The sequence below is a fragment of the Streptomyces sp. NPDC034037 genome (genome assembly GCF_055575715.1).
In genome coordinates this window covers 431,403-452,828 of the sequence record NZ_JBVISC010000005.1, presented here as the reverse complement: position 1 = coordinate 452,828, position 21,426 = coordinate 431,403, and the positions used below count along the sequence as shown (strand labels likewise).

Genomic DNA, 21,426 nt, shown 5'->3' with positions numbered 1-21,426 from the left:
CTGAGGGGTGTTTCACGTGAAACACCCCTCTCGCCTCAATCCTGCGAGGCCCACCACTCCTTGAGTGCCGTCACCGCCGCGTCCCGCTCCATGGGGCCGTTCTCCAGCCGCAGCTCCAGCAGGAACTTGTAGGCCTTGCCGATGGCCGGCCCGGGGCCCACGTCCAGGACCTCCATGATGTCGTTGCCGTCCAGGTCGGGGCGGATCGAGTCCAGCTCCTCCTGCTCCTGGAGGCGGGCGATGCGCTCCTCCAGACCGTCGTACGCACGCGACAGCGCGTTCGCCTTGCGCTTGTTGCGCGTGGTGCAGTCCGAGCGGGTCAGCTTGTGCAGGCGCTCCAGGAGCGGCCCCGCGTCCCGCACGTAGCGGCGCACGGCCGAGTCCGTCCACTCGCCCGTGCCGTAGCCGTGGAAGCGGAGGTGGAGCTCCACCAGGCGCGAGACGTCCTTCACCAGCTCGTTGGAGTACTTGAGCGCCGTCATGCGCTTCTTGACCATCTTGGCTCCGACCACCTCATGGTGGTGGAAGGAGACCCGGCCGTCGCTCTCGAAGCGCCGCGTCTTCGGCTTGCCGATGTCGTGCAGCAGTGCCGCGAGCCGGAGCGTCAGGTCGGGGCCGTCCGTCTCCAGCGCCATCGCCTGCTCGAGAACGATCAGCGAGTGGTCGTAGACGTCCTTGTGCCGGTGGTGCTCGTCCCGCTCCAGGCGCAGCGCCGGAAGCTCGGGCAGGACCCTCGCCGCGAGGCCCGTGTCGACGAGAAGGGCGAGGCCCTTGCGCGGGTGGGTGGAGAGGATCAGCTTGTTCAGCTCGTCCCGCACGCGCTCCGCCGAGACGATGTCGATGCGCTCGGCCATCGCCTTCATCGCGGCGACCACCTCGGGCGCCACCTCGAAGTCCAGCTGCGCGGCGAACCGCGCGGCCCGCATCATCCGCAGCGGGTCGTCCGAGAAGGACTCCTCGGGCGTGCCAGGGGTCCGCAGGACACGCCCGGACAGGTCCTCGAGCCCGCCGTGCGGGTCGATGAACTCCTTCTCGGGGAGCGCCACGGCCATCGCGTTCACGGTGAAGTCACGGCGGACGAGGTCTTCCTCGATGGAGTCGCCGTAGGACACCTCGGGCTTGCGCGAGGTCCTGTCGTACGCCTCCGAGCGGTACGTCGTGATCTCGATCTGGAAGCTCTGCTCGGTGTCGCCGGCGCGGCCCTCCTTCTGGCAGCCGACCGTCCCGAAGGCGATCCCGACCTCCCACACCGCGTCGGCCCACGGCCGGACGATCCGCAGGACGTCCTCGGGGCGGGCATCGGTGGTGAAGTCCAGGTCGTTGCCGAGCCGGCCCAGCAGGGCGTCCCTGACCGAGCCGCCGACCAGGGCGAGAGAGAACCCGGCCTCCTGGAAACGGCGGGCGAGGTCGTCCGCGACAGGGGACACGCGCAGCAGTTCGGCGACTGCGCGGCGCTGCACCTGGCTCAGTGCGCTGGGATTGTCTTCATTGGCGTTCGGCACAACAGAAAAGGGTACGTGCCCCGGGCGCCCGGAGCCGACCCGATCGCCGTCGGCCGCCCGCGGCCCGCACCGACGCGGACCGCGTCTCGGCACCCCCGACGGGGTCCTTCGATCCCGTGGAGCAGTCCGCGGCACTTCGCCCCAGCGCGCATCGTTACCATGCGTGGACGCACAACCGACGACCACTGACGACGAGGGACGGGCGAACGCGTGGCCGAGGCGGCAGACTTCCCGGGGACGAGCCCCTCACCTGCCCGCCGGTGGCTGCGGCGCACCGCGGCACTACTGGTGGGTACCCCTTTGCTGGCCGGCGTCCTCCAGGCCCCGGCGGCCCCCGCGCACGCCACCGTGCCGAGCGCGGCGGCCGAGGCCACCGGCTCCACCACCGTCGACGTCTCCCTGGACGCGCTCACTCCCACGGTCCCGGGTGAGGACGACACGCTCACCGTCTCCGGCACCGTCACCAACAACAGCAGGCAGCCGGTGACCGGGGCCCAGGTCGGGCTGCGGGTCGGCCCCTCGTTCAGTGGCCGCAGCGAGATCGACCGGGCGGCGGAGCGCCGGGGCTTCCAGCCGGGGTCGGACGGCAGCGAGGTCGGCGGCAAGTACGTCGACAAGTTCGACAAGCTCGTTCCCGGCGTCCGGCAGGACTTCAGCATCAAGGTGCCCGTGAAGGCCCTGGACCTCGGGGCCGACGGTGTCTACCAGCTGGGTGTGACCCTCACCGGGCAGACCCCGGCACAGGGCTATCCGCAGGTGCTCGGCATCGAGCGCACCTTCCTGCCGTGGCAGCCCGGGGCGGCCGAGACGAAGACGAAGACGGCCTACCTGTGGCCGCTCATCTCCGACACCCACCTCACGGCGAAGACGGAGTCCGACGAGCAGCAGACGCCCGTCTTCAAGAACGACGATCTGGCCGCGGAGCTGGCCCCGGGCGGACGCCTGCAGCAGCTGCTGGCCCTCGGCAGTGACCTGGACGTCACGTGGGTCATCGACCCTGACCTGCTGGCCACCGTCGAGGCGATGACCAAGGGCTACCAGATCCAGAACGACGACGGGAAGACCACGAGGACCGGCAAGCACCAGGCGGTGGCCACGGAGTGGCTCAACGACCTGGAGGCGGCCGTCAAGGGCAAGAAGATCGTCGCACTGCCCTTCGCCGACCCCGACCTCGCCTCCCTCGCGCACAACGGCAGGGCGGTCAGCGGATCCCTCAGCCACCTCAAGGACGCCACTGAAGCCGGGGTCCGGGCGGTGGACACGATCCTGCACGTCAAGCCGAGCACGGACTTCGCGTGGCCTGCCGAAGGGGCGATCGACCCGTCCATCGTCGACGTGTCCACCTCCGCGGGCGCCCACACGGTGATCGCCCGCAGCGACAGCCTGCGCGAGACCAGCGGCCTGCCGTACTCGCCCAACGCGGCCCGGCCCATTGGCGGGGGAACGACCGCCGTGGTCGCCGACGCCCGTCTGTCCACCGCCTTCCAGGGCGACATGTCGGAGGCCGAGAACTCCACGCTCGCCGTCCAGGAGTTCGTCGCCCAGAGCCTGATGCTCAACCTCCAGGACCCCGGCAGGCAGCGCAGCGTCGTGGTCGCCCCGCAGCGCATGCCGTCGGCCAGCCAGGCCCAGACCATGGCGAAGGCCCTGACCGCGCTCCAGGGCGGTCAGTGGTCGCAGCCCGAGGACCTCACCGCGGCGGCGAAGGAGAAGCCGGACCCGCGGGCCACGACCCGGGTGCCCTCGACCGGGGCGTACCCGACCTCGCTGCGCAGGCAGGAGCTGCCGCAGTCGGCCTTCGAGTCGATCCGCGACACCCAGGGCATGCTGGAGCGCTTCCAGGTGATCCTCACGGACGAGGACCGGGTGGTCACCCCGTTCGGGCGGGCCATAGACCGTGAGATGTCCACGTCCTGGCGCGGCCGCCCGGCGGAGGCGTCCACCTACCGGGGCAGCGTCGAGAGCTACCTGCGCGAGCTGACCGAGCAGGTCGCCCTGATCAACAGGTCCGACGCGAAGCTCTCCGGGCGCAGCGCGACCATCCCGGTGTCCGTGCAGAACAATCTGGTGCAGGGCGTCGAGAACCTGACCCTGCGGCTGTACTCGCAGAACCCCACCCGGCTCAAGATCGGCGACGGGCAGTTCGAGGAGCACCCGGTGAAGATCGCGGGTGGGCACTCCCAGTCCGTGAAGTTCACCACTACGGCCAACGCCAACGGCCCGGTCCCGGTCTACGCCCAGCTCTACACGGAGGACGGGCAGCTCTACGGAGATGCCGTGCACTTCGAGGTCAACGCCACCGAGGTCACCCCCACGGTCATGCTCGTCATCGCCGGCGGCCTCCTGCTGCTCGTGCTGGCCGGTTTCCGGATGTACACGCAGCGCAAGCGGGCGGCCCGCCGGCTGGCCGAGCAGGACGGCCAGGAGGACGGCCACGAGGACGGCCCCGACGGCGAAGCCGGTACGGCGTCCGGGGAGGACGACCCCGAGCAGCCGAGTGACCCGACACCGGACACCGGTCCCGAAAGCACCGACCCGTCGGAGACGGGTGAGAGAGTGGACCGTTGAGCGATGTCGTGGCCGGTGGGCCCGGGGACGATGAGGTGGGGTAAACCATGAACGCGCCGTACGACGGTGACCGCGGCCAGGGCTCGGGCGGCTCCGCCTCGCCCGAGGGCCCGCCCGCGGACTCTGCCGACCACGGGCAGGTTCCGCCGCAGCCCGCGCCCGACACGTACTTCCAGGACGCCTACGACCAGGATCCCTACCGGGCGCGGGACCTCTCCGCCCAGGATCCGGTGACCGAGGCGCTCTACGACCGCGCGGCCCACCCTCCGCCGCCGCCGGGCACCTACCCGCAGCAGCCGCTCTACGGCCGGCCGCCCACGCCCGAGCACGCCCCCGACCCTCGTGTGTGGGCCCAGCCCCCGGCCCCGGAGCCGCAGGGCCCGACCCGGCATCTGCCGTACGGCGACGACGCCCGTACGACGCAGTTCGTGGGCGTCGACGACCTGGTCACCCAGGCCGGCGAGGAGCGGCACGAGCCCGACGCCTTCGCCCACCTCTTCCGCGACCAGCAGTCCGGCGGCTACGGCGGCCAGCAGGTCGGCTACCAGCAGGACGGCCACCCGCAGGACAACGGCCGGCCGCACGGCAACGGCTACCCGCAGGACAACAACGGCCAGCCCCAGAGCGGCTACCCGCAGGAGAACGGCTACCCGCAGGACGGACACCAGCAGGGCGGATACCAGCAGGGCAACGGCTACCCGCACGGGAACGCCTATCCCCAGAACGACAACGGCTACCCCCAGGGCGGCTACCAGCAGCCCCTCGACAGCGGCTATCCCCCCGCCGACCAGTCGATCGTGCCCGCCCCCGCGGCCCCGGTGCCCCCGCCCGTCGCGACGCCGGCCGCCGCGCCCGCCCCGAAGTCGGGGGGCCGGGCCTCAGGCCTCCTCAAGTCCAGCGCCGTCATGGCGGCGGGCACGCTCGTCTCCCGCCTCACCGGTTTCATCCGCTCCGCGCTGATCGTCTCGGCGCTGGGCGTCGGCCTGCTCGGCGACACCTTCCAGGTCGTCTACCAGATCCCGACGATGATCTACATCCTCACCGTCGGCGGCGGCCTCAACTCGGTGTTCGTCCCGCAGCTGGTCCGTTCCATGAAGGAGGACGAGGACGGCGGCGAGGCCTACGCCAACCGCCTGCTGACCCTCGTCATGGTGGCGCTCGGCGTCCTCACCGTCCTCGGCATGGTCCTGGCCCCCCAGTTGGTGCGGGTGATGTCCGTTCCGGTCGCCGACGACCCCGCGGCGACCGAGGTCGGCACGACGCTGCTGCGGTACTTCCTGCCCTCGATCTTCTTCATGGGCATCCACGTGGTGATGGGCCAGATCCTTAACGCGCGCGGAAAGTTCGGCGCGATGATGTGGACCCCGGTCCTCAACAACATCGTCATCATCGCCACACTCGGCATGTTCCTCTGGGTGTACGGCACCGCGGCGACGTCCCGCATGTCCGTCGACAGCATCCCGCCGGAGGCCGAGCGGCTCCTCGGCTTCGGTGTCCTGCTCGGTCTGGTCGTCCAGGCCCTGGCGATGATCCCGTACCTGCGCGAGACCGGGTTCCGGCTGCGTCCCCGCTTCGACTGGAAGGGCCACGGTCTCGGCAAGGCCGCCAAGCTCGCCAAGTGGACAGTCCTGTTCGTGCTGGCCAACCAGGCGGGCGCCCTCGTCGTCACCCAGCTGGCCACCGCCGCCACCACCGACCTGCCCTCGACGAGCGGCATCGGCTTCTCCGCCTACGCGAACGCCCAGCTCATCTGGGGGCTCCCGCAGGCCATCATCACGGTTTCGCTGATGGCGGCCCTGCTGCCCCGGCTGGCCCGCTCGGCCCAGGACGGGGACGCCGGCTCCGTCCGGGACGACATCTCCCAGGGCCTGCGCACGACGGCCGTCGCGATCGTGCCCATCGCCCTCGGCTTCGTCGCCCTCGGCATCCCCGCCTGCACGCTGATCTTCGGCTCCTCGGGCACCGCCCAGGCCACGAACATGGGCTACATGCTGATGGCCTTCGGCCTCGGCCTGATCCCGTACTCCGTGCAGTACGTCGTGCTGCGCGCCTTCTACGCCTACGAGGACACGCGCACCCCCTTCTACAACACGGTCATCGTGGCGGCCGTGAACGCCGCTGCCTCCGGGGCCTGCTACCTGCTGCTGCCCACCCGCTGGGCGGTCACCGGCATGGCGGCCGTCTACGGCCTCGCCTACGCCATCGGCGTGGGCGTCGCCTGGCAGCGGCTGCGCAAGCGGCTCGGCGGCGACCTGGACGGCTCCCGTGTCCTGCGTACGTACGCGCGGCTCGGCATCGCGGCGCTGCCCGCGGCCGTGCTCGGCGGCGGCGCCGCGTACGCCGTCACCAGAGCGCTCGGACAGGGTGTCCTCGGGTCCCTGGCGGCACTGGTCGCGGGCGGCTTCGTACTGATCGGCGTCTTCTTCGTCGCGGCCAAGCGCATGCGGATCGAGGAGATCAACTCCATGGTCGGCATGGTCCGCGGCCGTCTCGGGCGCTGAGATGAGGAGTACCGCACAACCATCGCCGGGGACCGCGTGTCGTGCAGAGCACAGGACTGTGGGCACAATTGGCTTCGGCGTCTGACGAAGCGCGATGGATGGGGAGGCAGGAACGACGGTGGCGGAACGGAGCACGGCTGCCGTCGACGTGGCAGACAACAGCGGTGATGAGCCGCTGACCGCCAAGGCGGAGCAGCCCACGGCCGACGGGGTGGCCCTAACCCGGGAGCGGGACACGGCAGCAGACGAAGACGCGGCGGAAACCGGGAAACCCAAGAGCCGTGGGGCCTCCTCACCCCCGGAACTGCACAGCGGCCACAAGCTCGCCAGACGCTACCGACTCGAAGAGTGCGTCACTCGACTGGACGGGTTCAGCAGCTGGCGCGCGGTGGACGAGAAACTCCGCCGTGCCGTCGGCGTACACCTGCTGCCCGCGAACCACGCACGGGCACGCTCCGTGCTGGCGGCGGCCCGTTCCTCGGCTCTCCTCGGAGACCCGCGGTTCGTGCAGGTCCTGGACGCGGTCGAGGAGAACGATCTCGTCTACGTCGTCCACGAATGGCTTCCGGACGCCACGGAACTCACCGCGGTCCTCGCGGCCGGCCCCCTGGAGGCGCACGACGCGTACCAGCTCGTCAGCCAGATCGCCCAGGCCATGGCCGCCGCACACCGCGAAGGGCTGGCCCATCTGCGGCTGACCCCGAGCGCCGTGCTGCGCACCTCCACCGGTCAGTACCGCATCCGCGGCCTCGCCGTGAACGCCGCGCTGCGCGGGATCAGCTCCGAGACCCCGCAGCGCACGGACACGGAGGCGATCGGCGCGCTGCTGTACGCCTCGCTGACGCAGCGCTGGCCGTACGCGGACGACGCCTACGGCCTCTCCGGGCTGCCCAAGGACGTCGGCCTCATCGCCCCCGACCAGGTGCGGGCAGGGGTCCACCGCGGCCTCTCCGAGCTCGCCATGCGGGCGCTCGTCAACGACGGGGCGACCGCCTCCCGCCAGGACCAGCCGTGCACGACGCCGGAGGAGCTGGTCAAGGCCATCGGCGAGATGCCCCGCATCCGCCCGCCGGAGCCGGCGTTCACCGCGCCGCCCGAGTACCAGCGCACCACGTACCAGCAGGGCACCTACGGCCGCCCCGCGCTCCACCCCGGCGCCACCCCGCCCGTGCTCGCGCCGCCGGCCCCGCTGCAGAGCCGTACCGGCAGGGCCCTCAAGTGGGCCGTGTCAGCACTGCTGATCGCCGCGCTCGGTCTCGGCAGCTGGCAGCTCGCGGACGCCCTGATGGAACGCGAGAACTCCGCGGACACCAACACCACGCAGACGACCAAGGACGGCGACGACAAGGACCGCCTCAGGCCCAAGAAGCCGATCAGCATCGAGAACGGCCAGGAGTACGTCCTGGAGGGCGTGGCCCAGGATCCGAGTGCCGTCGCGAAGACCTACGACAAGGACCGTTCGACGCTCTGGCGCACCAAGACCTTCGACGACGGACCGAAGATCGCCCCGTTCAAGCCCGGCGTCGGGATCGTGTACGACCTCGGCTCGAAGCAGAACGTCTCCGAGGCGTCCATAGCCCTTCTGTACAGCGGTCCCGAGACCACGGTCACGTTGTTGGCCGCGGACTCGCTGAAACCCACGACCCCGATCGACTCGATGAAGAAGATCGGTACCGCCACGACATCCGGCGACACCGCGAAGATCGTGGCCAAGAAACCCGTGAAATCGCAGTACGTGCTTTTGTGGATGACGTCCCTTCCGCGGTCCGGCCCCGACGGCTTCAAGGAAGCAGGATTCAAGCAGGCCATCGCGGACGTGAAGTTCAAGGGCTGAGGGGTCGGCGTGGCACGGGGGGAGGGGATCGACGGTGGACGACACCGCGCACGGTGACCTGAGCGATCAGGAGCTCCTCGCCCGCCATGTCTCCGGGCACGACAAGGACGCCTTCGGTGAGCTGGTCCGCCGCCACCGGGACCGGCTGTGGGCCGTGGCGCTGCGCACCCTGGGAGACCGCGAGGAAGCCGCCGACGCGGTACAGGACGCTCTCGTCTCCGCCTACCGTGCCGCGCACACCTTCCGCGGCCAGTCCGCCGTCACGACCTGGCTGCACCGGATCACCGTCAACGCCTGCCTCGACCGGGCCCGCAAGGCCGCTTCCCGCAAGACCTCCCCGCTCGACGACACCGAGCGCCTCGAACAACTGCTGGAGCCCGAGGAGTCGGCGTCCGCCCCGGCCGAGCGGAACGACCTGCACCGGGAACTCCAGGAGGCGCTGCGCACGCTCCCCCACGACCAGCGTGCCGCCCTCGTCCTGGTCGACATGCAGGGCTACCCGGTCGCCGAGGCCGCCCGGGTCCTCGACGTCCCCACCGGCACGGTCAAGAGCCGCTGCGCCCGTGGCAGAGCCAGACTGCTGCCGCTGCTCACCCATCTGCGCTCGGAGACACGTGCGCGCGACGGCGACAGCTACGAGGTCAGCAAGGACGGCAAAGACAAGGGGCCCGGCTCGGGAAGGAACCGGACGCAGGGGACATCCGTCCCACCGGCAGCAGGGCCACGGGATGCGGGACCAAGCGATTCAGCTGCGGTGAAGGGCGGAGGTGGGCAGGCGTGACAGCCACGACCGACTCGGACGGGCACCCGGAGGTCACCGAGATCTCCGATCTGACCGAAGGCCTGCTCTCCCCGTCGCGCACGGGCGATGTACGGCGGCATCTCGACAGCTGTGACCTCTGCGCCGACGTCCATGCCTCCCTGGAAGAGATCCGCGGCCTGCTCGGCACCCTCCCCGGCCCGCCAGCTATGCCGGCCGATGTCGCGGGTCGGATCGACGCGGCGCTGGCCGCCGAAGCGCTGCTGGACGCCACCGCTCCCGACGGCCCCTCGACGGACGCGGCGGAGCCCGCGGCGGCCACCTCGGCATCCACCCCTTCGGCGTCCGTTGCCGCGCCGCGTGTTTCACGTGAAACAGAGCCCGCTGCCGCCCCCACCGCCATGCCCCGCGCTTCCGCCGACCGGCCTGCCGGGCGACCGCGCGGGGCCACCGGTCCGGGGCGCGGTGCGCCTCCACGCCGTACCCGCCGCCGTACAGCCGTGCTCGGGGCCGTGTTCACCGCCGCTGCCATCGGTCTGGGGTCCCTGCTGATGCAGACCCTGGGCGATGACTCCCCGAACACCTCCGCGGACCGGCAGAAGACCGCGGACTCCTTCTCCGAGGGCACGCTCAAGGGGCAGGTCGCCGACCTGTTGGTCAAGAGCCCGGTCAAGAAGTCGCGGGGCCACAAGTCGGACGGGTCCAAGCCGTCCTTCGACACCCGCTCCAGCCCGGAGTCCCCGACGGCCGACTCCCCGCTGCGCGAGGAGACGGTCCGGGTCCCCGAGTGCATCCGGCGCGGCATCGGCTCCAGGACCCCGCTCGCCGCCGAAGAGGGCTCGTACGAGGGAAAGCGCGCGTATCTCGTCGTGGTGCCCCACGATTCCGACGCCGGTCAGGTCTCCGCCTACATCGTCGACGCCGCCTGTGTGGGCAAGTCCTCACCGAGCGCGGGCAAGGTTCTGCTGACGCATTCCTACCCTCAGGGCTGACACGCCTCCGTACGCGCGGGCACGGCGGGGAATGCATGCCCCGTAGGATCCGTTGGGTGGGGTGAGTAGTCCTGAGACAGGCACCCACCAGCAGTACGCAGCAGTCCCCAGAGACGAGGAATCAAGCCGTGACCGACGTCCGTAACGTGATCATCATCGGCTCCGGGCCCGCCGGCTACACGGCGGCGCTCTACACCGCGCGCGCGTCGCTGAAGCCGCTGGTGTTCGAGGGCGCCGTCACCGCCGGCGGTGCGCTGATGAACACCACCGAGGTGGAGAACTTCCCCGGCTTCCAGGACGGCGTCATGGGCCCCGAGCTCATGGACAACATGCGTGCGCAGGCCGAGCGCTTCGGCGCCGAGCTCGTGCCCGACGACGTGGTCGCCGTCGACCTCACCGGTGAGATCAAGACCGTGACGGACACCGCGGGCACCGTGCACCGCGCGAAGGCCGTCATCGTCACGACCGGCTCGCAGCACCGCAAGCTCGGCCTGCCGAACGAGGACGCGCTCTCCGGACGCGGCGTCTCCTGGTGTGCCACCTGCGACGGCTTCTTCTTCAAGGACCAGGACATCGCCGTCATCGGTGGCGGCGACACCGCCATGGAGGAAGCCACCTTCCTGTCGCGCTTTGCCAAGTCCGTGACGATCGTGCACCGCCGCGACAGCCTGCGCGCCTCCAAGGCGATGCAGGAGCGCGCCTTCGCCGACCCGAAGATCAAGTTCATCTGGGACAGCGAAGTCGCCGAGATCAAGGGCGAGCAGAAGCTCTCCGGGCTGACGCTGCGCAACCTCAAGACGGGCGAGACCTCCGAGCTGCCGGTGACCGGCCTGTTCATCGCCATCGGCCACGACCCGCGCACGGAGCTCTTCAAGGGCCAGCTGGAGCTGGACGACGAGGGTTACCTGAAGGTGGCGGCGCCGTCGACCCGGACGAACCTCACCGGCGTCTTCGGTGCCGGTGACGTCGTCGACCACACCTACCGCCAGGCGATCACGGCGGCCGGCACCGGCTGCTCCGCCGCCCTCGACGCCGAGCGCTTCCTCGCGGCCCTCGCCGACAGCGAGACCGCGACGGCTGCCACCGTCTGACCCCCTCTTCCCCCACCGCACCAAGTTAAGGAGACTGCCGTGGCCGGCACCCTCAAGAACGTGACCGACGCCTCCTTCGAGGAGGACGTCCTCAAGAACGACAAGCCCGTACTGGTGGACTTCTGGGCTGCCTGGTGCGGTCCGTGCCGCCAGATCGCCCCCTCCCTGGAGGCGATCGCGGCCGAGCACGGCGACAAGATCGAGATCGTCAAGCTCAACATCGACGAGAACCCGGGCACGGCCGCCCGGTACGGCGTCATGTCCATCCCGACCCTGAACGTGTACCAGGGTGGCGAGGTCGCCAAGACCATCGTCGGTGCCAAGCCGAAGGCCGCGCTCGAGCGTGACCTGGCGGACTTCATCGCCGAGTGAGCATCGACGCCGTTTCACGCGGCGCATGGTGTTTCACGTGAAACACGAATGGGCCGGTCCTCTGGGACCGGCCCATTGTGTTTGCTCCATGCGGCGCGCTCGGCCCACTCACTCAGAGCGGTCGTAGCGCCGGTTCCTTCTGTACCGCCCCCAGCAACCGGTCGAGCGCCATCTCGACGTCTTCCTTCCAGGAGATCGTCGTCCGCAGCTCCAGCCTCAGCCGTGGATAGGCGGGGTGCGGGCGGACCGTCTTGAAGCCCACCGCCAGCAGGTGGTCGGCGGGCAGCAGACAGGCCGGCTTCTCCCACCGCGCGTCGCCGAAGGCCTCGATCGCCTTGAACCCCCGACGCAGCAGATCCTTCGCGACCGTCTGGACGATCACCCGGCCGAGCCCCTGGCCCTGATACCCGGGCATGATCCATGCCGTCATGAGCTGAACCGCGTCCGGCGACACAGGGCTCGTCGGGAACGCGGTGGAGCGCGGAACATAGGCGGGGGGAGCGTAGAGCACGAAACCCACCGGCACGTCGTCGACGTACACAACCCGGCCGCAGGAGCCCCATTCCAGCAGGACCGCGGAGATCCACGCCTCCTTCTCCGCCTCTGCCGTTCCGGCCTTTACCGCGGCCTCGCCGCTGACCGGGTCCAGTTCCCAGAAGACGCACGATCGGCAGCGTTCGGGAAGGTCCGGGAGGTTGTCCAGCGTGAGCGGTACGAGCCGACGCCCCATGAAGGCGGTCCCTCACTTTCCTCGCCCGCCACACTGCGGGCGGCTGTCAGAGCGCTTCGTTCCCGGAGCAGACTGCCGACGAACCCGCCGACCGCCCCAAGCCCCAGGCCCGCGGTCATCAGTCCGGTGCGGCTCATCGTCCGCATGGCCCCCGCCTCCCCAAAGAGGTGCCGTCAGGTGGATGCGCCATACCCGAACGCATCGTATCCACGAAGTGATTCCACCGATACCGTAGGAAAGCAAAGAGCGGGCCGTGTTCCGGTACAGACCGGACACGGCCCGCTCTCGCGCTGCCGACTGGCGTGGCTAGGCCTTGCGGTCCTCGGAGGTGTCCTCCGGGGCGTCCTCGACCTGGCCGTTCTTCAGGACGGGGCCCTCACCCGGAGCCAGCGTGCTGAGGATGCGCTCCAGGTCCTCCAGCGAGGCGAAATCGACGACGATCTTGCCCTTCTTCTGCCCGAGGTCCACCCGTACCCGGGTCTCGAACCGGTCCGAGAGACGAGTGGCCAGGCTGCTCAGCGCCGGCGAGAGCCGGGCACCGGCACGCGGTCCCTTGGCCTTCGGCGTGCTCTGGGGGCGGGACCCCATGAGGGTCACGATCTCCTCGACGGCACGCACCGAGAGGCCTTCGGCCACGATCCGGTGCGCGAGCCGGTCCTGCTCCTCCGAGTCCTCCACGGAGAGCAGCGCCCGGGCGTGCCCGGCGGAGAGGACCCCGGCGGCCACCCTGCGCTGCACGGCAGGGGAGAGCTTCAGCAGGCGCAGGGTGTTGGAGACCTGTGGACGGGACCGGCCGATGCGGTCCGCCAGCTGGTCGTGCGTGCAGTTGAAGTCCTTGAGGAGCTGGTCGTAGGCGGCGGCCTCTTCCAGGGGGTTCAGCTGGGCACGGTGCAGGTTCTCCAGCAGCGCGTCCAGCAGAAGCTTCTCGTCGTCCGTGGCCCGCACGATCGCCGGGATGCGCTCCAGACCCGCCTCCCGGCAGGCGCGCCAGCGCCGCTCACCCATGATGAGTTCGTAGCGCGTGGGGCCCAACTGCCGTACGACGACCGGCTGAAGCAGACCTACCTCCTTGATGGAGGTGACCAACTCCGCGAGGGCGTCCTCATCGAACACCTCACGCGGCTGCCGGGGGTTGGGGGTGATGGAGTCCAACGGCAGCTCTGCGAAGTAAGCACCGGCCGTCGGCGTATTCTCCTGGGGCGCTGCCGCCTGTCGGGGCGGCTCCACCGTTTCACGTGAAACGGTGGACTGCGGGAGCGCCGTCACCTTCGCGGCGGCCACTCCTCGCTCGGCGGTGAGTACCGGCACAGCCGTCGGAGAGGTCGAAGCTCCCGCTGCGCTCTGCGGTACCTGCTTCTCTGTCGGGGCCGCAGGGATCAAGGCACCGAGGCCCCGCCCCAGTCCCCTCCGTCGCTCGCTCACTGCATCCCCTCCGTCGTGCTGTGCTGGTCGTTCTGAGCGCCCGGGTGGGCGTGTTGTACGTCGTAGTGCACTCCGACCCCGCGCAGCGCGATCTCGCGTGCCGCTTCGAAGTAGGAAAGCGCGCCACTCGATCCCGGATCGTAGGTGAGCACCGTCTGGCCGTAGCTCGGCGCCTCCGAGATGCGGACCGACCGCGGGATGCTGGTCCGCAGCACTTCCTTTCCGAAGTGGCTGCGCACCTCGTCCGCCACCTGGGAGGCGAGCCGGGTCCTGCCGTCGTACATGGTGAGCAGGATCGTCGAGACGTGCAGGTGCGGGTTGAGGTGCCCCCGCACGAGGTCGACGTTGCGCAGGAGCTGGCCGAGTCCTTCCAGCGCGTAGTACTCGCACTGGATGGGGATCAGCACCTCGGCGCCCGCCACCATGGCGTTGACCGTCAGCAGTCCCAGGGACGGCGGGCAGTCGATGAGGATGTAGTCCAGCGGCTGCTCGTAGGCCTGGATCGCCCGTTGCAGCCGGCTCTCCCGCGCCACCAGCGACACCAGCTCGATCTCCGCGCCGGCCAGGTCGATCGTGGCCGGGGCGCAGAAGAGGCCTTCGACATCCGGCACCGGCTGCACGACGTCGGAGAGTGGCTTGCTCTCGACCAGGACGTCGTAGATGGACGGCACCTCGGCGTGGTGGTCGATACCGAGAGCGGTGGAGGCGTTGCCCTGCGGGTCGAGGTCGATCACCAGGACACGGGCGCCGTGCAAGGCGAGCGAGGCGGCGAGATTGACGGTCGTCGTCGTCTTGCCCACCCCGCCCTTCTGGTTCGCGACGACCATGACGCGGGTCTGCTCGGGTCGTGGCAGGCCTTCTCCTGCGCGACCAAGCGCTTCCACCGCCAGTTGGGCAGCACGGCCGATGGGTGTGTCGTCCATCGGGGTCGGTGTTTCACGTGAAACATCCTCCCCCGCCGATTCGGTACGGGGACCGGGGACCGGATCGGTCATCGGTCCCGCGATGTTGGCGTCGGACCGCAAGGATTCACTCTCCTCGACATCAGGCTCACAATGAACAGAGCCTCCCATGCTTTGAGGTTCATGAACCAGCGAGGCCCGGTTATCTGTGGACGAATCCACCTCTGTGGACAACTCCGTTCCCCTGTCGAGGGAACCGAGGGGGCGGCGGTCGCGAGGTTCCGCAGCGCGGCCGCGATTGATGATGCCATGCAGCAGTGAGCGACGTTTCACGTGAAACACGATGCACGGCAACCGGGGTGCCGCTGCTGCGACACCCCGGTATGCGTACGTATGGACCGCTTCTACGGCCCTGTGTCAGCCGTGCCGACGGCGGCGCGTGCGGCCCGTGCGCGCCGCCTTGGCCCGCTTGGCCGCGAAGCGTACTCCGCCCGGGCTCTCCCCGACCTCGACCCGTACGACCGTGGACAGGGGGTCCACCACGCCCTCTCCGACATGCAGGACCGAGGTGCCCACCGCGCCGAGCTTGCTCAGGGCGGACCCCGCGGCCTTGACCTCTTCCTCGGCGGTGTCGCCCTTCAGGAGAAGCATCTCCCCGTACGGGCGCAGCAGAGGAACGCCCCAGGCCGCCAGCCGGTCCAGCGGCGCGACGGCCCGCGCGGTCACCACATGGACCGGAGGCAGCTTGCCGAGGACTTCCTCGGCGCGGCCGCGTACGACCGTCACATGGTCGAGCCCGAGCAGCTCGACGACCTCGGTGAGGAAGTTCGTGCGCCGCAGCAGCGGCTCAAGGAGGGTGATCTTCAGATCCGGGCGGACCAGTGCCAGCGGGATGCCGGGAAGCCCGGCGCCTGAGCCGACGTCGCAGACCGTGACGCCTTCGGGCACGACCTCGGAGAGCACCGCGCAGTTCAGCAGGTGCCGCTCCCAGAGCCGGGGTACTTCCCGGGGGCCGATCAGGCCTCGCTGCACTCCCGCATCGGCGAGCAGCTCCGCGTACCGGACCGCGTCCGTGAAGCGATCGCCGAATACCGTCCGCGCCTCTTCAGGCGCCGGGGGAAGCTCCGCTGCCTCCGTCACGGGGACCGTCCTTCCGTACCGCACTGGGGTGGTGACTATCGGGCTGACAAAGACCGGCCCCGCCTGCGGACAGACGGGGCCGGGAAGAGCGGTGTCGCTCAGGCGGGGAGCACGACGACGAAGCGCTGCGGCTCCTCGCCCTCGGACTCGCTGCGCAGACCGGCGGCCTTGACCGCATCATGCACGACCTTGCGCTCGAACGGCGTCATCGGCTTGAGCCTGGCCGGCTCGCCGGAGCTCTTGACCTCGGCCGCGGCCGTGGCGCCCAGCTCCGACAGCTCCTCACGCTTCTTGGCGCGGTAGCCCGCGATGTCCAGCATCAGGCGGCTGCGGTCCCCGGTCTCGCGGTGCACGGCGAGACGCGTGAGCTCCTGGAGGGCCTCCAGGACCTCGCCGTCGCGCCCGACCAGCTTCTGCAGGTCACGGCCGGCGGTGTCGCTGATGATCGAGACAGCGGCCCGGTCGGCCTCGACATCCATGTCGATGTCACCGTCGAGGTCGGCGATGTCCAGCAGACCCTCGAGGTAGTCCGCCGCGATCTCGCCCTCCTGCTCGAGGCGCGTGAGAGTGTCGCCGGCCTCGGCAGCGGCGGAGGAGGTGGTGCCTTCCGTCACGGGATGGGCTCCTTCTACTTCTTGGAGGACGGGTGCTTGGGCCGCGGCTGGCCCTTGCGCTGCTGTCCCGACTTGGCTTTGCTGCGGGTACCGGAGCCGGGCTTGGTGCCCGTCGTGTCGCCGCCCGTCGGCTTGGCCTTGGGGGCGGCGTCCTCGGGCTGGACCTGAGCCTTCTCCAGTGACGTCTTGGGCGCCTCTTCGGCGTCCGTCCTGGTGGCGCCCTGCGCGATGGCGGTCTGGCGCTTGGCCTTGCTCTGGCGCTTGGGCTGCTGGCGCTTGGGGCCACCGGCGGCGGTGGCACCGTCCTCGGTCAGCGTGGCGACCGAGGTCTCGCTCTCCACCACGGTGCCGTCGGCCTGGGCCGCGAGGCCCGCCTTGGTCAGACCGTTGATGAACTTGCGCTCGAACTCGTTGCGGTCACGGCCCTTGGCGACGATCGCCTTGATGACGTTCATGTTGCCCCGTCCCCGCACCTTCTTGGTGTGGGTGATCTGCTTCTGCAGACGCTCCAGGAAGGCCGCCTGGGCCTTGGAGCCCGGCGTCGGGTTCCGGCGGATCACGAACATCTGCTGGCCCATGGTCCACACGTTGGTGGTCAGCCAGTAGACGAGGACACCGACGGGGAAGTTGATGCCGAAGACGGCGAACATGATCGGGAAGACGTACATCAGCATCTTCTGCTGCTGCATGAACGGCGTCTTGACCGTGGTGTCCACGTTCTTCGTCATCAGCTGGCGCTGGGTGAAGAACTGCGAGGCCGACATCATGATGATCATGATCGCGGTGACGACGCGGACGTCCGTCATCGAGGCGCTGAGCGAGGCGACCTTGTCGGCGCTGTCCGTGAACTTCGCGGCCAGCGGAGCACCGAAGATGTGCGCCTTACGCGCGCTCTCCAGAAGACCCTGGTCGATGACGCCGATCGTCTTGCCCGTCGCGATGCCGTTCAGCACGTGGTAGAGGGCGAAGAAGAAGGGCGACTGCGCCAGGATGGGAAGGCACGAGGAGAGCGGGTTGGTGCCCGACTCCTTGTACAGCTTCATCATCTCTTCGGACTGGCGCTGCTTGTCGCTCTTGTAGCGCTCCTGGATCTTCTTCATCTCGGGCTGCAGCGTCTGCATGGCCCGAGTGGCCTTGATCTGCTTCACGAAGAGCGGGATCAGGCAGATTCGGATCAGGATCACCAGGGACACGATGGACAGGCCCCAGGCCCAGCCCGTGTCGGGGCCGAAGAGCTTCCCGTACACCGAGTGGAACTGGACGATGACCCACGAAACTGGTGTCGTGATAAAGCTGAAGAGACTGGCAATCGTGTCCACTAATCAGGCTCCTTGAGCATGGGACGGGGTCTCGGTCTCGGCGGCCGTGCTCGGGGGAGGAGGCCCGGTCGGCGCGCCTGCGGCGGAGGGCCCGCCCTTGCGTTCGCGCCAGGCGGCGCGCAGCATCTCGTGCCACCGCGGACGCTTGCGCGGCGGAACATGGTCGACACCACCGAGCGACCACGGATTGCACCGCAGGACGCGCCAGGCGGTGAGCGCCGTGCCCTTGAGCGCACCGTGCCGGTCGATGGCCAGGTAGCCGTAGCGGGAACACGACGGGTAGTACTTGCAGACCGGACCCAGAAGCGGACTGATCGTCCACTGGTACAGCTTGATAAGGGCCAGCAGCGGGTACTTCATCGCGCGCCCCCTCCCAGCAGCCGCTGCAAGGCGGCGTCCAGGTCTCGGGCCAGCTGTGCATGGTCGGCGTCGCCCGCTCCGGGCAGCGCTCGTACGACTACCAGGCTACCGGGGGGCACGGCCGCGAGCCGGTCGCGCATGAGGTGGCGAAGCCTGCGCTTCACGCTGTTGCGTACGACTGCTCCACCCACGGCCTTGCTGACGACGAAACCCGCACGTGTCGGGGGAAGGCTCTCCCCAGGCACGTGCGGGTCCGTTGCACCGCTGCGTAGATGGACGACGAGGAGCGGGCGTCCGGCCCGGCGTCCTCGGCGTACCGCGGTCGCGAAGTCTTCGCGCCGCCTCAGCCGATGCTCGGTAGGCAGCACGACGTCATGACCTGACTGAGATCAGGCGGACAGGCTGGAGCGACCCTTGCCACGACGGTTGGCGAGGATCGCGCGGCCGGCGCGGGTGCGCATCCGCAGGCGGAAGCCGTGGGTCTTGGCGCGACGGCGGTTGTTCGGCTGGAAGGTGCGCTTGCTCACTCGGGGGCTCCAGAAATGATCGTGGGTGGCGGGACATCGCCTGGCTGTCACCGTGCGCCCACGAGAAGCTCGCGAATACGCACCGAGTGCACCGCTTCACAATCACAGATCGTGATCTTTGCCCATCGGAGGCAGGCGGCAGCAGCCATCGACAACTCGACCTGGTCACGGTACGCGGGGCTACGCCATCCGGTCAAACCGACCGCTGGAGGGAGACACTGTGCACAGCCTGTGGACAACAACTTGAACCGCAGCCGTCGCCCTGACTACCTTGGCTGAACTCCGATTCGTTCCCTTCCCCCTCCCCATCCCGATTTCCGTCCCAAGAACCACACCTTCGTGGGACCCCGTGAGAGAGCGTGCCCTGTGGCTGATGTACCTGCCGATCTTGCCGCAGTGTGGCCACGAGTTCTGGAACATCTGCTGGGTGAGGGGCGGGGCCAGGGTGTCGAGGCGAAGGACGAGCGGTGGCTCCGGAGCTGCCAGCCCCTGGCGCTGGTCGCCGACACCGCGCTGCTCGCCGTGCCGAACGAGTTCGCCAAGGGCGTCCTGGAGGGCCGGCTGGCCCCCGTGGTCAGCGAGACGCTGAGCCGTGAGTGCGGCCGCCCGATCCGCATCGCCATCACGGTCGACGACTCCGTCGGCGAACCGGCCGGCCCGCCGATCCAGCACCAGCAGGGCCAGCAGCAGTCGCACCAGCAGCGCTACGAGGAGCCCGAGCTGCCCTCCGGCTCGGGCCAGGGGCGGGACGGCTACGAGAGTTATGGGCGCCGCCCCTCGGACGAGCACCAGGGCTCCCGCGATCAGCTGCCGACCGCCCGGCCCGCCTACCCGGACTACCGGCGCCCGGGTCCCGGCGCCTGGCCGCAGCCGCAGCAGCAGGACGACTACGGCTGGCAGCAGCCCCGGCTCGGCTTCCCCGACCGCGATCCGTACGCGAACCCGGTCCAGCAGCCGCAGCGCGACTACCGCTCGCAGCCGCAGGACCGCTCACCGTACGAGCAGCAGCGCTCGGAGTCGCAGGACCGCCGCGAGCGCCATGACATGTCCGACTCGTCCGGGGACCCCCGCGACCACCGCGATCCCCGTGACCACCGCGATCCGCGCGATCACCGGGGCAACGAGGGGCACGGCGGCCATGGAGTGCACCGGGGCGGCCCGGTCGGCCGCAACTCGTCCAGTGGCGCCCCCGGCCCGCTGGCCGCGCAGCCGGCGCCCGCGACGGGGCCCGGCGAGCCGACGGCCCGGCTCAACCCCAAGTACCTCTTCGACACCTTCGTCATCGGCGCGTCCAACCGCTTCGCGCACGCGGCCGCGGTGGCCGTCGCGGAGGCGCCCGCGAAGGCGTACAACCCCCTCTTCATCTACGGGGAGTCGGGACTCGGCAAGACGCACCTGCTGCACGCGATCGGGCACTACGCCCGCAGCCTGTACCCCGGAACGCGCGTGCGGTACGTGAGCTCCGAGGAGTTCACCAACGAGTTCATCAACTCCATCCGCGACGGCAAGGGCGACAGCTTTCGCAAGCGCTACCGCGAGATGGACATCCTGCTGGTCGACGACATCCAGTTCCTCGCGGACAAGGAGTCGACCCAGGAGGAGTTCTTCCACACCTTCAACACGCTCCACAACGCGAACAAGCAGATCGTCCTGTCCAGCGACCGGCCGCCCAAGCAGCTGGTCACGCTGGAGGACCGGCTGCGCAACCGCTTCGAGTGGGGGCTGATCACCGACGTCCAGCCGCCCGAGCTGGAGACGCGCATCGCGATCCTCCGCAAGAAGGCGGTGCAGGAGCAGCTCAACGCCCCGCCGGAGGTCCTCGAGTTCATCGCGTCGCGGATCTCGCGGAACATCCGCGAGCTGGAGGGCGCGCTGATCCGGGTCACGGCGTTCGCGTCGCTGAACCGCCAGCCCGTGGACCTGGGGCTCACCGAGATCGTCCTCAAGGACCTGATCCCGGGCGGCGAGAACGCGGCTCCGGAGATCACGGCGACGGCCATCATGGCGGCGACCGCGGACTACTTCGGGCTGACAGTGGATGATTTGTGCGGATCCTCGCGCAGTCGCGTGCTGGTGACGGCCCGCCAGATCGCCATGTATCTGTGCCGGGAGCTGACCGACCTCTCGCTGCCGAAGATCGGGGCGCAGTTCGGCGGCCGCGACCATACGACCGTCATGCACGCGGACCGCAAGATCCGCGCTCTGATGGCCGAGCGGCGCTCCATCTACAACCAGGTCACCGAGCTCACCAACCGCATCAAGAACGGCTGACGGCCGCCGCGACGCGTCGCCGAGGGCGCCCCGGGACACCTCCCGGGGCGCCTTTTTCGTCGCCCACGCGTGCGTGGAGCCCGTTTCACGGCGTGGGAAGCCCGTTCCACCCGCACAAGACCCTCGTACGGCCGGCCCTCGTTGTTCGATTTCCCCAGCTCAGACGGGGGTTCTCCACAGATGTCGGGACTTTTTCGCGTCCACACCCTGGGGACTGGAAAGTTGTCCAGACACTGTCCACAGGCGGCGCGACTGAGAGATCATCAGGCCAGGTCAGGTGGTTGTGGATTCGTGGACGAAGACTGTCCACAGGGTGTGGATGAAATTTCCGTCCACAGGGTGTGCGCGACGTTGTCCACCGGCAGCCCACAGGCAGGGGGCTGTTGTCCCCAGCTTTTCCCAGCTTCTCCACACGGCTGTCCACTGTTCGGCAACGTGACGCGCCCCCTCACCGGGTCGAGTGAAAGGCGTCACACCAAGGTGCCGGGTTGGCCTGTGGGGAAGCGGGGTAAAGCTGGGGA

The 21,426-nt window shown here is 69.6% G+C and carries 18 protein-coding genes; 8 read left to right on the top strand and 10 right to left on the bottom strand.

What is annotated here, in order from left to right; translation table 11 throughout:
• Positions 1-35: 35 nt before the first annotated feature.
• A complete protein-coding gene (locus tag ACZ516_RS20315) occupies positions 36-1,502 on the bottom strand; it encodes a CCA tRNA nucleotidyltransferase (protein ID WP_469011271.1) in 1,467 nt (488 codons plus the stop codon).
• A gap of 210 nt (positions 1,503-1,712) precedes the next feature.
• On the opposite strand from ACZ516_RS20315, the gene ACZ516_RS20310 reads away from it, so the two are divergent.
• The 7 genes from ACZ516_RS20310 (at position 1,713) to trxA (ending at position 11,620) form a co-directional block, all read left to right on the top strand.
• Positions 1,713-4,070 carry a DUF6049 family protein gene (locus tag ACZ516_RS20310; protein ID WP_361081166.1) on the top strand — a complete coding sequence of 786 codons (2,358 nt, stop codon included), beginning with the start codon at positions 1,713-1,715 and terminating at the stop codon, positions 4,068-4,070.
• A gap of 47 nt (positions 4,071-4,117) precedes the next feature.
• Positions 4,118-6,571, top strand: coding sequence for a murein biosynthesis integral membrane protein MurJ (murJ, locus tag ACZ516_RS20305; RefSeq protein WP_469011270.1), 2,454 nt, complete (start codon positions 4,118-4,120; stop codon positions 6,569-6,571).
• Between the two features lie 118 nt (positions 6,572-6,689).
• Complete coding sequence (locus ACZ516_RS20300; protein ID WP_469011269.1) at positions 6,690-8,405, top strand: protein kinase family protein; 1,716 nt, start codon at positions 6,690-6,692, stop codon at positions 8,403-8,405.
• Between the two features lie 34 nt (positions 8,406-8,439).
• Entirely contained in the window at positions 8,440-9,186 is a 747-nt protein-coding gene (gene sigM, locus ACZ516_RS20295; RefSeq protein ID WP_469011268.1) for an RNA polymerase sigma factor SigM, read from the top strand.
• A complete protein-coding gene (locus tag ACZ516_RS20290) occupies positions 9,183-10,157 on the top strand; it encodes an anti-sigma factor (protein ID WP_469011267.1) in 975 nt (324 codons plus the stop codon). Before sigM ends, ACZ516_RS20290 begins: the two co-directional genes overlap by 4 nt.
• A 128-nt stretch (positions 10,158-10,285) precedes the next feature.
• Positions 10,286-11,248 (top strand): thioredoxin-disulfide reductase, encoded by a 963-nt coding sequence (gene trxB, locus ACZ516_RS20285; RefSeq protein ID WP_358578107.1) that lies wholly within the window; start codon positions 10,286-10,288, stop codon positions 11,246-11,248.
• A gap of 39 nt (positions 11,249-11,287) precedes the next feature.
• Positions 11,288-11,620, top strand: a complete 333-nt coding sequence (gene trxA / locus ACZ516_RS20280) for a thioredoxin (protein WP_358578104.1) — start codon at positions 11,288-11,290, stop codon at positions 11,618-11,620.
• 112 nt (positions 11,621-11,732) lie between these two features.
• Here the strand turns inward: trxA and ACZ516_RS20275 are convergent, their stop codons facing one another.
• From ACZ516_RS20275 to rpmH, 9 genes are all read right to left on the bottom strand, one after another.
• Complete coding sequence (locus ACZ516_RS20275; RefSeq protein ID WP_358578102.1) at positions 11,733-12,350, bottom strand: GNAT family N-acetyltransferase; 618 nt, start codon at positions 12,348-12,350, stop codon at positions 11,733-11,735.
• 306 nt (positions 12,351-12,656) lie between these two features.
• Positions 12,657-13,772 (bottom strand): ParB/RepB/Spo0J family partition protein, encoded by a 1,116-nt coding sequence (locus tag ACZ516_RS20270; protein WP_469011266.1) that lies wholly within the window; start codon positions 13,770-13,772, stop codon positions 12,657-12,659.
• Positions 13,769-14,845, bottom strand: a complete 1,077-nt coding sequence (locus tag ACZ516_RS20265; protein ID WP_358578216.1) for a ParA family protein — start codon at positions 14,843-14,845, stop codon at positions 13,769-13,771. Before ACZ516_RS20265 ends, ACZ516_RS20270 begins: the two co-directional genes overlap by 4 nt.
• Before the next feature lie 246 nt (positions 14,846-15,091).
• Positions 15,092-15,814: a 16S rRNA (guanine(527)-N(7))-methyltransferase RsmG gene (gene rsmG / locus ACZ516_RS20260; protein WP_358578098.1), complete on the bottom strand. Its 723-nt coding sequence runs from the start codon at positions 15,812-15,814 to the stop codon at positions 15,092-15,094.
• A gap of 98 nt (positions 15,815-15,912) precedes the next feature.
• Positions 15,913-16,428: a Jag family protein gene (locus tag ACZ516_RS20255; RefSeq protein WP_358578095.1), complete on the bottom strand. Its 516-nt coding sequence runs from the start codon at positions 16,426-16,428 to the stop codon at positions 15,913-15,915.
• A 14-nt stretch (positions 16,429-16,442) separates the two neighbouring features.
• A complete protein-coding gene (gene yidC, locus ACZ516_RS20250; RefSeq protein ID WP_361081149.1) occupies positions 16,443-17,747 on the bottom strand; it encodes a membrane protein insertase YidC in 1,305 nt (434 codons plus the stop codon).
• Positions 17,748-17,750: 3 nt separating this feature from the next.
• The gene (yidD, locus tag ACZ516_RS20245) at positions 17,751-18,107 is read right to left on the bottom strand and encodes a membrane protein insertion efficiency factor YidD (protein ID WP_358578091.1); all 357 of its coding nucleotides are present in this window, start codon (positions 18,105-18,107) and stop codon (positions 17,751-17,753) included.
• Entirely contained in the window at positions 18,104-18,475 is a 372-nt protein-coding gene (gene rnpA / locus ACZ516_RS20240; RefSeq protein ID WP_358578088.1) for a ribonuclease P protein component, read from the bottom strand. Before rnpA ends, yidD begins: the two co-directional genes overlap by 4 nt.
• Before the next feature lie 21 nt (positions 18,476-18,496).
• Positions 18,497-18,634 (bottom strand): 50S ribosomal protein L34, encoded by a 138-nt coding sequence (gene rpmH / locus ACZ516_RS20235; RefSeq protein WP_003967884.1) that lies wholly within the window; start codon positions 18,632-18,634, stop codon positions 18,497-18,499.
• Positions 18,635-18,973: 339 nt separating this feature from the next.
• Between rpmH and dnaA the strand changes: the two genes are divergently transcribed.
• On the top strand, positions 18,974-20,905 hold the full coding sequence (dnaA, locus tag ACZ516_RS20230; protein ID WP_467465311.1) for a chromosomal replication initiator protein DnaA: 1,932 nt from the start codon (positions 18,974-18,976) through the stop codon (positions 20,903-20,905).
• Positions 20,906-21,426 lie beyond the last annotated feature (521 nt).